This window comes from Pseudomonas frederiksbergensis (assembly GCF_003732275.1).
GTDB lineage: Bacteria > Pseudomonadota > Gammaproteobacteria > Pseudomonadales > Pseudomonadaceae > Aquipseudomonas > Aquipseudomonas frederiksbergensis_H.
In genome coordinates this window covers 1-14821 of record NZ_MOBM01000041.1, presented here as the reverse complement: position 1 = coordinate 14821, position 14821 = coordinate 1, and the positions used below count along the sequence as shown (strand labels likewise).

The following is a 14821-nucleotide window of genomic DNA, read 5'->3' as shown; positions in this document are numbered from 1 at the left end:
GTTTCTATGCTCATCCCCAGCTGAATGTTCAGCTCTGGGTTTGGCGACCCGGAAGACCCCGACGCACCGCGACCACATTCGACCGAGGAATTTGTTCCCATCTCGAATTATGGCGGCTATGCGTGGGAGACCTTCGGGTCTGCCGGTTTTCGGGTGTCACCGGTTCGCCAACCCGCGCATGGCTGCCACCCTTTTCGTTTGGCGACGATCAGAGGCAGTTTTCTTCATTTGATCCCGAGCACTGCACCATGGACGAAAACTATCTAATCCCCCACGTCTTCACCCGCCACAAACTCCACCTCCACGCCCTCCTTCTGGAAAACCAACCCTGGTTCAGCGCCCGCGACCTCGGTCGATTGCTCAGGCTATTCCTCGACGAACGAGCGCTACGCAAACTCGATCCCGACCAACACCAGAATCTGCAGACGCTCATCCACGGCACCGTCGAAAACACACTGCTGATCAGCGAATCCGGTGTCTACGCGTTACTGGTCTACCACTACTGCCCCGAATACCGGTGCCTGCGCGAATGGCTGACCCACGATGTCGTGCCAGCCCTCAGAGACGCGCAGCAACCCACTTCAACCGAACGCTCGATTCTGAGCCTGCTGAATTGGCCGGAGATGTCGTTGAGTTTGCTGCACTGGAATAACCAGCCGTGGATTCGGTTGCAGGATGTGCCGCAGATGCTGCCGGAGGATGAACGGCCACAACGTGCGGTGAATGCGTCGTGGTGGAAGCGTGCCTCCCGAATGCTCCAGGCATTCTGAACACACCAAAAAAACCCCACGTTTGTAACGTGGGGTTCGTTCAGGAATAGAGGGTCAGGCGCAGTGCGGAAGACGCTCAACCTGATCCCGGATCGCAGCCCCTCGTTCGATCTCGGCTTTTCGCAAATCGTATGTCGATTGCAGGTTCAGCCAAAACTCGGGAGTCGTGTCCAGACAGATAGATAGCCTTAGAGCCATATCGGCACTGACACCTCGACGCTGAAGCACGATGTCGTTCACCGTAGGCGTCGAAACACTCAGTGCCCTGGCCAAAGCCGCAGCTGTAAGGTTCAGAGGCTCAAGGTATTCCTCTTTGAGGATCTCGCCAGGGTGAACCGGGCGCATACCATTCTTAGTCATTACTCACCTCAGTGATAATCGACGATTTCGACATTCTCTGGTCCGTTAAAACCCCAAACAAAGCAAATTCGCCATTGAGCGTTGATGCGAATGCTGTGCTGACCTTTTCGATTTCCTTCCAGCACCTCCAGTCGATTGCCTGGTGGTGACCGAAGGTCCATCAGCACGGCAGCAGCATCAAGCAGCGTCAGCTTTCGTTCCACGACACTCAGAATGGCTGACCACATACGGGTCTTACCGTTGCGAAACAGGTACTCGGTCTCAGAACATTTAAAGCTAACGATCATAATTTAAAGCTTAACGTTATGCATTAATCTTGAGTGTATAACCTGAATTCACTAATGCAAACGCGGTGTTGCGATTCTTGGCCTCCCTTTCAAAACTTTAGGAAAAGGACTACCTGCGCCCTTCAGAAGGCTTTCGAAATCCAGCCGAGTCCTACAAAAACAAGCGCCAATTCCCATTGCATCAAAACCGTGTCCACCTCTTAAGCTGACTGACCAAAAAACCAATCTACAAGGCCAAAAGAGGTCGCTATGAAATCTAAAAAACAAAAAGCCAGACAGTTACTCGTCGCTGAATATCATGTTGAGGCACTCCGGTTAGCTAGGAGCGTATCGGCCAATCAACGCCGCTTTTTGATGTCGCCGCTGCTCAGGGCAAAGAACTTGAACCGAGTGGCTGGCTTGCAGGCACGAGCCTGACGAAGCTCCCGAATTAGCTCACCAACACTCGCAACATCCTGCGAAAGTTTCCGTCCCTTGCCGCCACGCTAAACCCTCACTTCCCGGCTACCCTTCAAAAACCGCAGGAAGCGGTGCCCGTACAGCTCAAGGAACGACCATGTCCCTCTCCATCGTCCATAGCCGCGCCCAAGTCGGCGTGGAAGCACCCGCCGTTACCGTAGAAGTGCATCTGGCCAACGGTTTGCCCTCTCTGACAATGGTCGGTTTGCCCGAAGCCGCCGTGAAGGAAAGCAAGGATCGGGTACGCAGCGCGATCATCAATTCAGGGCTGCAATTTCCAGCCCGACGCATCACGTTGAATCTCGCCCCGGCCGATTTACCGAAGGACGGCGGACGGTTCGATCTGGCGATCGCCCTGGGAATTCTGTCGGCCAGTGTGCAAGTGCCAACATTGACGCTGGATGACGTGGAGTGTCTTGGGGAGTTGGCACTGTCGGGGGCGGTGCGGGCAGTTCGGGGTGTGTTGCCGGCGGCGCTGGCGGCGCGCAAGGCCGGGCGCACGCTGGTGGTGCCACGGGCGAATGCGGAGGAAGCCTGCCTGGCATCGGGGTTGAAGGTGATTGCAGTGGATCATTTGCTGGAAGCGGTCGCGCATTTCAACGGCCACACGCCCATCGCCCCCTACGCTTCCAATGGCTTGCTCTACGCCAGCAAACCCTACCCCGACTTGAACGAAGTGCAGGGACAACTTGCGGCTAAACGCGCGTTGCTGATTGCAGCGGCAGGGGCTCATAACTTGCTGTTCAGCGGACCGCCGGGGACGGGAAAAACGTTGTTGGCGAGTCGTCTGCCCGGCCTGTTGCCGCCATTGGCCGAGAGTGAAGCGCTGGAAGTCGCGGCGATTCAATCGGTCGCCAGTTGTGTGCCACTGAGCCATTGGCCGCAACGCCCCTTCCGACAACCACATCACTCCGCTTCAGGTCCGGCACTGGTGGGCGGCGGCTCGAAACCGCAACCCGGCGAAATCACCCTCGCCCACCATGGTGTGCTGTTCCTCGATGAACTCCCGGAATTTGATCGCAAGGTGTTGGAGGTGTTAAGGGAACCGCTGGAATCCGGCCACATCGTGATATCCCGCGCCAAGGATCGAGTGAGGTTTCCGGCCCGCTTTCAATTAGTGGCCGCAATGAACCCGTGCCCCTGTGGATATCTTGGCGAGCCCAGTGGTAAATGCAGTTGTACACCGGACATGGTTCAGCGCTATCGCAACAAACTGTCGGGACCGCTGCTGGACCGTATCGATCTGCACCTGACGGTTGCTCGCGAAGCCACGGCGTTGAATCCTGCGTCGAAACCCGGCGACGACACTGCCACCGCCGCCGAGTTGGTTGCCGATGCACGAGAACGGCAGCAAAAGCGCCAAGGCTGTGCCAATGCATTCCTCGATTTGCCGGGCCTGCGCAAACACTGCAAGTTATCCACAGTCGACGAAACCTGGCTGGAAACGGCGTGTGAACGGCTGACCTTGTCGCTGCGAGCGGCCCATCGACTGCTCAAAGTAGCGCGCACTCTGGCGGACCTTGAACAAGTCGATGAGATCAGACGCGAGCACTTGGCCGAAGCGCTGCAATATCGGCCGACAACACTCTAGCCGGCGTCACTCCTTGGTGAGATCAACCAACGGCGTCTGCCGCACCTCAGTCTCCCGCCCACCCTGAATTTCAGTCACCTGCTTCAAAGCCTTATCCACAGCCACCTTATCTGCCAACAAGCTGTAACTGATCCGGAACTGCTTCTGTTCCTTCGGCCCAATCGTCGGCACCAGATTCAGTGGCCGCTGATAGCGGCGGTTATAAGAAAAACTAGTCCCCGGCTCCAGTCCCGTGACATAGCCCTGACCCTGGGTATCGGTGTTTTTCCACAGAGAGAACACGGGCAGTGTTTGAGTATTGAAGCCGACCGAAACCCCCAGGCTGCCGGCCTTGTTATGCAGCACGGTCAACGTGTCGCCTTTGGCATCGGCATACGGCACCACGTTGTAGACCGTTTCGTCGTAGTCCTTGGTCGGTGCGCGGTAGGTTTGCCAGTCGGGTAGATCGCCCTTGGCCTTGTCGTTGAATGGCGACACCTGTTTCACCGGCGCGGCGAAGCGGGCGCCCTGCTCCAGGAACGGCGTACTGAAGTTGCTGTGATACAGCGCCTGGTATTCCTTCGGATAGTCGCCATTGTTGGTCAGAGTGTCGTTGAGGGCGAACGCTACGCTGCCGGGCTCGGTGACCAGTTCGGTCGCGACGGAGAAGTCGACTTTCTTGAACGCCTGTTCTTTCAGCTCGCCGCGCAGAGTGATGGCGTACGGCGGTTTTTCGTCGATGTGCAGGGTGACTTTGTTCGCAGGGATGTTGGCGGCACGACCGTGCAGGGTCAGTAGCTCGCCGTTGTCCATGCCGGGGTGGCCGACCCATTCGTAGCCGCAGCGGGTGACCAGCTCATTGAAACCTTCCAGCCAGCCCAAACCACCACGGCCGTTGAGTTCGATGAAGGATGGATTGACCACTTCCTTGACCGGCGAATCCCAGCCCATGCGCACATCACGTACAGACGCTTGCAGGACGTTCATGCCGCGAGTCGGCACTACCGAAAGTTTCATCGTGCCGTTATCGATGTCGACGATGCTGACGCCCTCTTGCCGACCGCCGTGCAAGGTGCGCAGGGTGACGCTGAAGGGTTTGTCGGTTTTTACGCCGAGTTGCTGGCTGGTGATTTGCCAGTTCTGGGCGGCTTTGTCGGTGTCGAGCAGGACGTAGTCCCAGGCCATGGCTTGGGAGGCAGCGGACAGTGCGCTGAGAGCAACGAAGAGTTTGAGCGGGGTCATGGCAGCAGCCTTTCTTGGATTTGTGCCATTTTTATAGACTTGATGAAACGTTTCAGCAAGCATAAAAATCGAAACACTGGTGCTAAATGCCAAGGAAGACTATTAGTGAGGAATTGATCCGCAGATTTGAGACAAATTGGGATTTGAGTCGATCCCTTCGCTAGCAAGCCCGCTCCCACATTTAGTCTCGGGTGTTCACACATACTGTGTTCACCGCAGATCTACTATGGGAGCGGGCTTGCTCGCGAAGGCGATTTCAGAGGCGACTCAACGAAACCGGTCAACCTCATGCCGCAAATCCGCCGCGAGCTTCTCCAGCTCTTTGGCAGTCACAGCCAGGTTCGACACCACTTCGCGCTGCTCACTGTTCGCCAAAGCAATACTTTGCAGATTGCTGCTGAGCAAGGTCGCGGTGCTGCTCTGCTCTTGAGTTGCGGTGGTAATCGCCGCGAATTGCTGGCCGGCCGAGCGGCTTTGCTCATCGATCCGCGCCAGGGCCGAGGCGACGTTGGCGTTGCGCGACAGGCCTTCCTGCATCAGCACGTTGCCCTGCTCCATGGTGCTGATGGCGTTGCCGGTTTCCTGCTGGATGCTTTGGATCATCCCGGAAATTTCGTCAGTGGCCTGGCGGGTCCGTGAGGCCAGGTTACGCACCTCATCGGCCACCACCGCAAACCCACGGCCCTGCTCACCGGCGCGGGCGGCTTCGATGGCGGCGTTGAGCGCCAGCAAGTTGGTTTGTTCGGCGATCGCGGTAATCACCCCGACAATGCCGCCGATTTCCTGAGAACGCTGACCCAAGGTATTGATCACCGTCGCGGTGCTGTTCAATGCACCGGCGATTTGCTCCAGAGATGAGGACGCTTCGTCCATCGACGTACGACCGATCTGGGTTTGCTGTGCGTTTTCCTGCGCCAGACGCTGGGTGTTGCCCATGTTGTCGGCGATGTTCAGCGAGGTGGCGCTGAATTCTTCTACGGCGCCGGCCATGCTGGTGATTTCGCCGGACTGCTGCTCCATCCCTTCATAAGCACCACCGGACAGCCCAGACAACGCCTGGGCACGGCTGTTGACCTCTCCCGAGGCTTTACGGATGTGCTCGACCATGGTCGACAGGGCCTGGCTCATCTGGTTGAAGGCGCGGGCAAGTTGGCCGATTTCGTCATTGCTCGACACGTTCAGGCGAACACTCAAATCACCAGCGCCCAAGGCTTCGGCCTGATGCACCAGATCACCCAGTGGTGCCAGTTTGCTGCGCAACAACCAGACCGCCGCACCGACTGCCAGCAACATCGCCAGCAGACTGCCGATTGCCAATTGAATACCGACGCTCCAGGTCACGGCGCGGATTTCGGTTTTCGGCATGCTCGCCACCACCGACCACGGCCCGCCTTCGAACGGCACGGCAACACTGTAGAAGTCTTGCGACTTGTCGTTCCAGAAGTCGCCTTTGCCCGGTGTCTTGGCCAAACCGACAATGCTCGAGACCGCCTGATCCAGCGCCTGTACACCGGCAATCGGCACCAGCCATTTACCTTGTTCATCCAGCAACGCCAGGGAACCGGTCTGGCCGATGCGGAAGCGTTTGAGGTTGGCGAACTGCGCGTTCTGCGCGTCGGTGTAATCGAATCCTACGTACAGCACGGCAATGATCTTACCGCTGCTATCGCGTACGGGTGTGTACTGCGACATGTAGAAGCGTTCGAAAAGCAAAGCTCGACCCACGTAGCTCTGCCCCGCCATCAAACGGGCGTAAGCCGGGTTCGCGTGGTCGAGCAGAGTGCCTATGGCACGGCTGCCATCTTGTTTGCTGACATTCGTGCTGACCCGAATGAACTCCTCACCACTGCGCACGAACACGGTCGCGACGCCTGCGGTCATCTGCTTGAACTCGTCGACTTCTGCGAAGTTGTTGTTCAACACTTCACTGCCCAAGTGCAGGCCCGGGGTCTGCACACCCGCCACGGTCACCGACTCATCCGGATGCACGCTCAAACCGGCGCTGAAGCGCTTCTCGAACAGGCCGGCCAGGCGCTGGGTGCTTTCACGCAAGGTGCCATGAAAGGTGCTCAGCTGATCAGCAAGCAAGCGGGCCTCGCTGGCCAGGTGTTCTTCGCGGGTGGCGAGGTTGGCGGTGTCCAGCGAGCGCAGGGCGAATACTGTACTGCCACTGATGACAATCGCCAGAATCACGGCAAGCGCAAGACCCAGCTGTGAGGCAATCCGAGCACGAGGTTGAGACATGACAGCTCCTGACCCAGTGGCCGGATCATTTTGATCGCATCGCACACTCGGCAAAATTTCTGATTGTGGGGAAAACATGGAACCTGCACGAAGGTCCCATCAGCAGATTTTCGGCGGCAAAGCTGAATACTTGAGTAATTAACGGGGATATGGCTCAAGGCCGCCATTGCGGCGGCTCCATCGATTCAGCCCAGGCGTTCGACATCCGGTAATTCCATGGCCCGGACTTCGCCTTGCAGGAAATCGCTGAGGCGGCGCAAACGCTCACCGCCGGGGCGGGTTTTCGGCCAGACCAGGTAATAATTCTCACCACTAGCGACGGCCGTCGGCCACGGCAAACTCAGACGTCCCTGCGCGACATCCTCCGCCACCATCAGCAAATCGCCCATGGACACGCCGTAACCCCGGGCAGCGGCGATCATGCCCAGTTCCAGCGTGTCGAACACCTGCCCGCCCTTGAGCGAGACTTGATCGGTCAGGCCCATGCGCTCCAGCCAGTTGCGCCAGTCACGACGGTCTGGCGTCGGGTGCAGCAACTCGGTGCAGGCCAGGCGCGCAACGTCCCACGGTTGATCCTTCAGAAGATTCGGCGCGCCCACCGGAATCAGCTCTTCGGGGAACAGGAAAGTCGTCTCCCAGTCCGGTGGAAAATGCCCGTTGCTGAGGATGACGGCGCAGTCGAAGGGTTCATGGTTGAAGTCCACCGTATCGATGTCCATCCAGGCGCTGGTCAATTGCACCTCGTTCCCCGGTCGCAAGTGCCGAAAACGACTGAGCCGCGCCAACAGCCAACGCATGGTCAGGGTCGACGGGGCTTTCATGCGCAAGATGTCGTCTTCGGCACGCAAGGTATTGCAGGCCCGCTCAAGGGCGGTGAAGCCTTCGCGAATGCCGGGCAGAATCAGCCGCGCCGATTCGGTCAGTTGCAGGTTGCGCCCGCTGCGATGAAACAGCCGACAGGCGAAATGCTCTTCGAGCGTACGAATGTGCCGACTGACCGCACTTTGTGTGATCGACAGTTCTTCGGCCGCGCGGGTAAACGAGCTATGCCGCGCCGCCGCTTCAAATGCTCGAAGGGCATACAAGGGAGGAAGACGACGAGACATCAGGAAAGCTCCTATAGCGCGATTGCACCAACTTATCAGAAACTCCCCAGCATGAGTTTTAATCATGCAACCCATCCTTTTTATCCCTTTGTGAAAACCCCGCAGAGCGCCGAGAATCGACGCTTCCTGTTCTCTCTGACAATCGAGCGTGATGATCATGCAGCATCCAGCGCGTATTGAACTCTGGGCCATCCTGCGGTTGGCGGGGCCGTTGATTGCCTCGCAGTTGGCGCACATGTTGATGGTCCTCACCGACACGTTGATGATGGCTCGCCTGAGCCCCGAGGCTCTGGCCGGTGGCGGTCTGGGTGCGGCGACGTATTCGTTCGTGTCGATTTTCTGCATCGGCGTAATCGCCGCCGTCGGCACTCTGGTGGCGATTCGTCAGGGCGCGGGCGACATCATTGGCGCGGCGCGACTGACCCAGGCCGGATTGTGGCTGGCATGGTTGATGGCGCTGGTGGCGGGTTTGCTGCTGTGGAACCTGAAACCGGTGTTGCTGCTGTTCGGCCAGACCGAAACCAACGTCCAGGCAGCCGGCCAGTTTCTGTTGATTCTGCCGTTCGCCCTGCCCGGCTACCTGAGCTTCATGGCGCTGCGCGGTTTCACCAGCGCCATCGGCCGGGCGACACCGGTGATGGTCATCAGCCTCGCCGGCACCGTGGCCAACTTCCTGCTCAACTATGCGTTGATCACCGGCATGTTCGGTCTGCCGAAAATGGGTCTGGTGGGCATCGGCCTGGTCACGGCGATCGTTGCCAACCTCATGGCGCTGGCGCTCGCGCTGCACATTCGTCGGCATCCGGCTTACGACGCGTACCCATTGCGCCAGGGTCTGTCGCGGCCCAACCGTGAGTACTTGAAGGAATTGTGGCGCCTGGGCCTGCCGATTGGCGGCACCTATGCGGTGGAAGTCGGCCTGTTTGCCTTCGCTGCGCTGTGCATGGGCACCATGGGCAGTACGCAACTGGCGGCGCATCAAATCGCCCTGCAAATCGTCTCGGTGGCGTTCATGATTCCGGCGGGGCTTTCCTACGCGATCACCATGCGCATCGGCCAGCATTACGGCGCCGGGCAATTGCTTGATGCGCGGCTGGCCGGACGGGTCGGGATTGCCTTCGGCGCTGCGTCGATGCTGGGGTTTGCCATGGTCTTCTGGCTGCTGCCTCATCAGTTGATCGGCTTGTTCCTGGACCACAACGACCCGGCGTTCCGCGAAGTCATCAATCTGGCTGTGAGCCTGCTGGCGGTGGCGGCGTGGTTCGAGCTGTTCGACGGCACGCAAACCATCGCCATGGGCTGCATCCGCGGGCTCAAGGATGCCAAGACCACGTTCCTGGTGGGTTTGGGTTGCTACTGGCTGATCGGCGCACCGGCCGCCTGGTGGATGGCCTTCCATTTGAATTGGGGGCCAACGGGGGTCTGGTGGGGATTGGCGCTGGGGCTGGCGTGTGCGGCGGTGAGCCTGACACTGGCGTTTGAGTGGAAGATGAAGCAGATGATTCGGCGGGAGCCGTCGTCAGGGGCGAGTTTCCAGGTCGCCCAGCCAGATTAAGATCCCCTGTGGGAGCGGGCCTTTATGGCGAGGGAGCTTGCTCCCGCTGGGTCGCGAAGCGGCCCCAAAAGCTTTGCGACTGCTTCGCAGCCGAGCGGGAGCAAGCTCCCTCGCCACAAAAGCACCCACAGTTGTTTGTGGTTAGCTCACGACTTCCAGTGCGGGCTGCTGACTGCTGCCGAACGTCAGGTACTCCACCAACTCCGCCAACGGCAACGGCTTGCTGATCAGGTACCCCTGAACCTGATCGCAACCAAACCCGCGCAACAAATCCAGCTGCTCCGGTGTTTCCACACCTTCGGCAACCACTTCGAGGTTGAGGTTGTGCGCCAGGTTGATCATCGCGTGGACCAGTTTGCGATTCTCTTCCCGTTCTTCCATGCCGCCGACAAAGCTCTTGTCGACCTTCAACAACGCAATCGGCAGGCTGTTGAGGTGCACGAACGAAGAGAAACCAGTGCCGAAATCGTCCAGCGAGAAGCGCACGCCCAAACGCCCGAGGGCATCCATGGTCTGCTTGACCAGATCGCTGCGACGCATCACCGCTGTTTCGGTCAGTTCGAATTCCAGCCATTGCGCCTCGACGCCTCGCTCGGTAATCAGCCGGCTCAGGGTCGACAGTAACTGGCTGTCCTGAAACTGCCGGAACGACAGGTTGATTGCCATGTGCAGCGCTGGCAGACCTCGTTCGCGCAACGCTTGCATGTCTCGCAGGGCCCGGGAAATCACCCAGTAACCCAGCGGCACAATCAAGCCGCTTTGCTCGGCCAGCGGCACGAATTCGCTGGGGGGCAGCAATCCGCGCTCGCCATGACGCCAGCGCACCAAGGCTTCGAGGCCGACGATCTGGCCGTCCTCAAGATTCAGGCGTGGCTGGTAATGCAATTCCAGCTCATCGCGGCGCAAGGCCCGACGCAGCTCGCTTTCGAGGTCGGCGATGCTGCGGGCATTGCGATTGATCCGTTCGTTGAAGATGTGAAAGGTGCAGCCCTGAGTACTCTTGGCCTGCTGCATGGCGATGTGCGCATGCCACATCAACGGGTCGGCACCGGCCTGCGCTCGTGCGTGAGCGATGCCAAGGCTGGAACCGATCAGCAGGCTTTCGCCATCGACCCAATAGGGTTCGGACAGGGCTTCGGTAATGCGTTCGGCCATCCATTCGGCGCGCTGAGGGGCGCGGCGGGTGTCGATCAGCAGGGCGAATTCATCGCTTCCCAGCCGCGCCAGTTGATCGCTGGCCTCCAGCTGGCTTTTCAGCCGCGAGACCACTTGCAGGATCAACCGATCGCCGGCCTGGTGGCCGAGGGCGTCGTTGGCGTGTCGAAAGTTATCGAGGTCGAGGTGACCGAGGGCCAGGCCGCGGCCTTCGTTTTCAGCCAGACGCGCCGCCAGCAAGGTCTGGAAACCCTGACGGTTGGCGATACCGGTCAACGGATCCTGCTCGGCCAGGCGCTGCAACGTGTTTTCCAGCACGCCGCGTTCGCGCACATGGCGCAGGCAGCGGCGCAACATGCCGGGATCCAGCAGATTGCGCACCAGCCAGTCGCTCACACCGTCGGGCGGCGCCAGCGGCTCGTGTTCGAGCAGCAACACCGTCGGCAGGTTGCAACGGCCGGGCGCCGGCTGGAGAGCAGGAATCGTCAACAACACCGCGCTGCGGTTGTCATCGAACAGGTTGCTGACCGACTCCCAGCTCGGCGCGCTGAGCAGCACAGCCGAACTCCCCATCGGAGCCAGACACTCGCGCAACAACGCTGCCCACGCCGGCTCTTCGGCCAGTAGCAGCAAACGCAAGGGTTCGACAGGCGTAGACAAGCTAGCTCCCTAGACTCTGCAAAGATGTAGGCGGCGGGCATTATGCCGCGCAGATAACCAATGACAACATGACATCGGTTATCAAACACGGCTTTGGCGTATTGAATACGAACATTAGACGCAAATTCACTGCGCATCCTGCGTGAAAGTAGCAAAACCGGCAAATAGAGATAGCGTGTTGCGTCACAAGTCGGAGAGAGCAGCACAATTCGCTGAGCCTGTTAAAATGCCGGCCCATTTCGCTAATGACTCCCTGACTTCGTATGTCCCGACTCAATCCCCGGCAGCAAGAAGCCGTGAACTACGTCGGCGGCCCTCTTTTGGTGCTCGCCGGCGCAGGCTCCGGCAAGACCAGCGTGATCACCCGCAAAATTGCGCATCTGATCCAGAGTTGCGGCATCCGCGCCCAGTACATCGTCGCCATGACCTTTACCAACAAGGCCGCGCGGGAGATGAAGGAACGGGTCGGCACTCTGCTCAAGGGCGGTGAAGGCCGCGGCCTGACGGTCTGCACCTTCCACAACCTGGGCCTGAACATCATCCGCAAGGAACACGTGCGGCTAGGCTACAAACCGGGCTTCTCAATCTTCGACGAGACTGACGTCAAAGCCTTGATGACCGACATCATGCAGAAGGAATACTCGGGCGACGACGGCGTCGACGAGATCAAGAACATGATCGGCTCGTGGAAAAACGATCTGATCCTGCCGCCCGAAGCCCTGGAAAACGCGCGCAATCCCAAGGAACAGACCGCCGCCATCGTCTACACCCACTACCAGCGCACGCTCAAGGCGTTCAACGCGGTGGACTTCGACGACCTGATCCTGCTGCCGGTAAAACTGTTCCAGGAACACGACGATATCCTGGAAAAATGGCAGAACAAGGTCCGCTACCTGTTGGTGGACGAATACCAGGACACCAACGCCAGCCAGTATTTGCTGGTGAAACTGCTGATCGGCAAACGCAATCAGTTCACCGTGGTGGGCGACGACGACCAGTCGATCTACGCCTGGCGCGGCGCCCGCCCGGAAAACCTGATGCTGCTCAAGGACGATTACCCGTCCCTGAAAGTGGTGATGCTCGAGCAAAACTACCGCTCCACCAGCCGCATCCTGCGCTGCGCCAACGTACTGATCTCCAATAACCCGCACGAGTTCGAAAAGCAGCTGTGGAGTGAGATGGGCCACGGCGACGAAATCCGCGTGATCCGTTGCCGCAACGAAGACGCCGAAGCCGAGCGCGTGGCCGTGGAACTGCTGACCCTGCACCTGCGCACGGATCGGCCATACAGCGATTTTGCGATCCTGTATCGCGGTAACTACCAGGCCAAGCTGATCGAGCTGAAGCTGCAGCACCACCAGATTCCGTATCGCCTGTCCGGTGGCAACAGCTTTTTCGGACGTCAGGAAGTGAAAGACCTGATGGCCTACTTCCGATTGATCGTGAACCCGGACGACGACAACGCCTTCCTGCGGGTGATCAACGTCCCACGCCGGGAGATCGGTTCGACCACGCTGGAGAAGCTGGGCAACTACGCCACCGAGCGAAAAATCTCGATGTACGCCGCCACCGACGAAATCGGTTTGGGGGAGCATCTGGACACACGCTTCACCGATCGCCTGTCGCGCTTCAAGCGTTTCATGGACAAGGTTCGCGAGCAGTGTGCCGGCGAAGACCCGATCTCCGCCCTGCGCAGCATGGTCATGGACATCGACTACGAGAACTGGCTGCGCACCAACAGCTCCAGCGACAAGGCCGCCGATTACCGCATGGGTAACGTCTGGTTCCTGATCGAGGCGCTGAAAAACACGCTGGAGAAAGACGAAGAAGGCGAGATGACCGTCGAAGACGCCATCGGCAAACTCGTCCTGCGCGACATGCTGGAGCGTCAGCAGGAAGAAGAGGATGGCGCCGAAGGTGTGCAGATGATGACCTTGCACGCCTCCAAGGGTCTGGAATTCCCCTACGTGTTCATCATGGGCATGGAAGAGGAAATTCTCCCGCACCGCTCCAGCATCGAAGCCGACACCATCGAAGAAGAACGCCGCCTGGCCTACGTCGGGATTACCCGAGCGCGTCAGACGTTGGCGTTCACCTTCGCCGCCAAGCGTAAGCAATACGGCGAGATCATCGACTGCGCGCCTAGCCGTTTCCTTGATGAACTGCCGCCGGACGACCTGGCCTGGGAAGGCAACGACGACACTCCCGTTGAAGTCAAAGCCGTTCGCGGTAATACCGCATTGGCGGATATACGCGCGATGTTAAAGCGCTAGAATTGAGCACTTTTTAGCCGATGCGTTTTTTAACCGAACACTTTTTACAAGCTAGGCGCACACGGCGCCAGTAGAGGAAAGCTTCATGGAAGCACTGCACAAGAAAATTCGCGAAGAAGGCATCGTGCTTTCCGACCAGGTTCTGAAAGTCGACGCCTTTCTGAACCACCAGATCGACCCGGCCCTGATGAAGCTGATCGGCGACGAATTCGCCACGCTGTTCAAGGATTCGGGCATCACCAAGATCGTCACGATCGAAGCCTCGGGCATTGCCCCGGCGATCATGACCGGCCTGAACCTTGGCGTGCCGGTGATTTTCGCCCGCAAGCATCAGTCCCTGACCCTGACTGAAAACCTGCTGTCGGCGACCGTTTACTCGTTCACCAAGCAAACCGAAAGCACCGTGGCGATCTCCCCGCGCCACCTGACCAGCAGCGACCGCGTGCTGATCATCGACGACTTCCTGGCTAACGGTAAGGCGTCGCAAGCACTGATCTCGATCATCAAACAGGCCGGAGCGACCGTGGCCGGTTTGGGTATTGTGATCGAGAAGTCGTTCCAGGGCGGCCGTGCGGAACTGGATGCCCAGGGTTATCGCGTTGAATCGTTGGCGCGGGTGCAGTCGCTGAAGGATGGCGTTGTAACCTTCATCGAATAAACCGCCACACCGCATCTCCTGCCTGCTCGCTCCCACATTAAACCGCGTCCGCTTGGATAACTCGGTCAACTGTGGGAGAGAGCTCGCTCCGGGTGGCGTTCCGAGATGACAATAACGCGGCGATTCAGTTATTACTCGAACACCTCGGTTTCAAGCCTTTGGCAGGTCCATTCTGTAACCCGCCCCAGGCGCTCCTTCATGCATCGCCGCCTGAATGTCCGCATACAAGGCGTTCGCCTCAGCGGTAGTGATTGATCGCGAACAATCGCGCAGCACCACGCGTAAAAGCACGTTTTCCTGGCCCGGCAGCAGCCCGAGCCGCTCAATTGCCTGCGCGGGTAAATCCGAGAACTCCCACCGCCCCTGAACTTGCATCTCCTCGATCCAGTCAGAGCAGTCGCCGGCCGCCTGCAACATTCTTTCGGTCAACACTTCCTCGCTCAGCCCCGGTGTTACCGCCAACGAAATGTCACGAGCACTAG

Annotated in this window: 11 protein-coding genes and 1 pseudogene; 5 read left to right on the top strand and 7 right to left on the bottom strand. The window is 59.0% G+C overall.

Features of this window, described 5'->3' with window-relative positions:
* Positions 1 to 248 precede the first annotated feature (248 nt).
* Positions 249 to 770 (top strand): BRO-N domain-containing protein, encoded by a 522-nt coding sequence (locus tag BK662_RS32030; protein ID WP_123360911.1) that lies wholly within the window; start codon positions 249 to 251, stop codon positions 768 to 770.
* 54 nt (positions 771 to 824) lie between these two features.
* Here BK662_RS32030 and BK662_RS32025 read toward each other — a convergent pair whose 3' ends face one another.
* Positions 825 to 1130: a HigA family addiction module antitoxin gene (locus tag BK662_RS32025; RefSeq protein WP_052964515.1), complete on the bottom strand. Its 306-nt coding sequence runs from the start codon at positions 1128 to 1130 to the stop codon at positions 825 to 827.
* Between the two features lie 8 nt (positions 1131 to 1138).
* Positions 1139 to 1417, bottom strand: coding sequence for a type II toxin-antitoxin system RelE/ParE family toxin (locus tag BK662_RS32020; RefSeq protein ID WP_052964514.1), 279 nt, complete (start codon positions 1415 to 1417; stop codon positions 1139 to 1141).
* Positions 1418 to 1973: 556 nt separating this feature from the next.
* Here BK662_RS32020 and BK662_RS32010 point away from each other — a divergent pair.
* Positions 1974 to 3467 (top strand): YifB family Mg chelatase-like AAA ATPase, encoded by a 1494-nt coding sequence (locus BK662_RS32010; protein ID WP_123360910.1) that lies wholly within the window; start codon positions 1974 to 1976, stop codon positions 3465 to 3467.
* Positions 3468 to 3473: 6 nt separating this feature from the next.
* Here BK662_RS32010 and BK662_RS32005 read toward each other — a convergent pair whose 3' ends face one another.
* From BK662_RS32005 to BK662_RS31990, 3 genes are all read right to left on the bottom strand, one after another.
* Positions 3474 to 4688, bottom strand: coding sequence for an aldose 1-epimerase family protein (locus tag BK662_RS32005; RefSeq protein WP_123360909.1), 1215 nt, complete (start codon positions 4686 to 4688; stop codon positions 3474 to 3476).
* Between the two features lie 267 nt (positions 4689 to 4955).
* A complete protein-coding gene (locus tag BK662_RS32000) occupies positions 4956 to 6932 on the bottom strand; it encodes a methyl-accepting chemotaxis protein (protein ID WP_123360908.1) in 1977 nt (658 codons plus the stop codon).
* Between the two features lie 185 nt (positions 6933 to 7117).
* The gene (locus BK662_RS31990) at positions 7118 to 8038 is read right to left on the bottom strand and encodes a LysR substrate-binding domain-containing protein (RefSeq protein WP_123360906.1); all 921 of its coding nucleotides are present in this window, start codon (positions 8036 to 8038) and stop codon (positions 7118 to 7120) included.
* Positions 8039 to 8195: 157 nt separating this feature from the next.
* Between BK662_RS31990 and BK662_RS31985 the strand changes: the two genes are divergently transcribed.
* Entirely contained in the window at positions 8196 to 9593 is a 1398-nt protein-coding gene (locus BK662_RS31985) for a NorM family multidrug efflux MATE transporter (protein WP_123361044.1), read from the top strand.
* A 141-nt stretch (positions 9594 to 9734) separates the two neighbouring features.
* On the opposite strand, the gene BK662_RS31980 is transcribed toward BK662_RS31985, so the two are convergent.
* Positions 9735 to 11408: a putative bifunctional diguanylate cyclase/phosphodiesterase gene (locus BK662_RS31980; RefSeq protein ID WP_123360905.1), complete on the bottom strand. Its 1674-nt coding sequence runs from the start codon at positions 11406 to 11408 to the stop codon at positions 9735 to 9737.
* Between the two features lie 263 nt (positions 11409 to 11671).
* Here BK662_RS31980 and rep point away from each other — a divergent pair, with 263 nt between their 5' ends.
* Together rep and BK662_RS31970 are read left to right on the top strand one after the other, a co-directional pair.
* Positions 11672 to 13681, top strand: coding sequence for a DNA helicase Rep (gene rep / locus BK662_RS31975; protein WP_123360904.1), 2010 nt, complete (start codon positions 11672 to 11674; stop codon positions 13679 to 13681).
* An 85-nt stretch (positions 13682 to 13766) separates the two neighbouring features.
* On the top strand, positions 13767 to 14339 hold the full coding sequence (locus tag BK662_RS31970; protein ID WP_007934646.1) for a xanthine phosphoribosyltransferase: 573 nt from the start codon (positions 13767 to 13769) through the stop codon (positions 14337 to 14339).
* A gap of 150 nt (positions 14340 to 14489) precedes the next feature.
* Here BK662_RS31970 and BK662_RS31965 read toward each other — a convergent pair.
* Positions 14490 to 14821 (bottom strand): annotated as a pseudogene (locus BK662_RS31965) (PheS-related mystery ligase SrmL); the annotation flags it as partial.

Bases quoted from the DNA above. Each gene is read 5' to 3' on its own strand.
- BK662_RS32005 (WP_123360909.1), bottom strand. From the start codon at position 4,688: ATGACCCCGCTCAAACTCTTCGTTGCTCTCAGCGCACTGTCCGCTGCC.
- BK662_RS32010 (WP_123360910.1), top strand. From the start codon at position 1,974: ATGTCCCTCTCCATCGTCCATAGCCGCGCCCAAGTCGGCGTGGAAGCA.
- BK662_RS32030 (WP_123360911.1), top strand. From the start codon at position 249: ATGGACGAAAACTATCTAATCCCCCACGTCTTCACCCGCCACAAACTC.
- BK662_RS31985 (WP_123361044.1), top strand. From the start codon at position 8,196: ATGCAGCATCCAGCGCGTATTGAACTCTGGGCCATCCTGCGGTTGGCG.
- BK662_RS31990 (WP_123360906.1), bottom strand. From the start codon at position 8,038: ATGTCTCGTCGTCTTCCTCCCTTGTATGCCCTTCGAGCATTTGAAGCG.
- BK662_RS31970 (WP_007934646.1), top strand. From the start codon at position 13,767: ATGGAAGCACTGCACAAGAAAATTCGCGAAGAAGGCATCGTGCTTTCC.
- rep (WP_123360904.1), top strand. From the start codon at position 11,672: ATGTCCCGACTCAATCCCCGGCAGCAAGAAGCCGTGAACTACGTCGGC.
- BK662_RS32020 (WP_052964514.1), bottom strand. From the start codon at position 1,417: ATGATCGTTAGCTTTAAATGTTCTGAGACCGAGTACCTGTTTCGCAAC.
- BK662_RS32025 (WP_052964515.1), bottom strand. From the start codon at position 1,130: ATGACTAAGAATGGTATGCGCCCGGTTCACCCTGGCGAGATCCTCAAA.
- BK662_RS32000 (WP_123360908.1), bottom strand. From the start codon at position 6,932: ATGTCTCAACCTCGTGCTCGGATTGCCTCACAGCTGGGTCTTGCGCTT.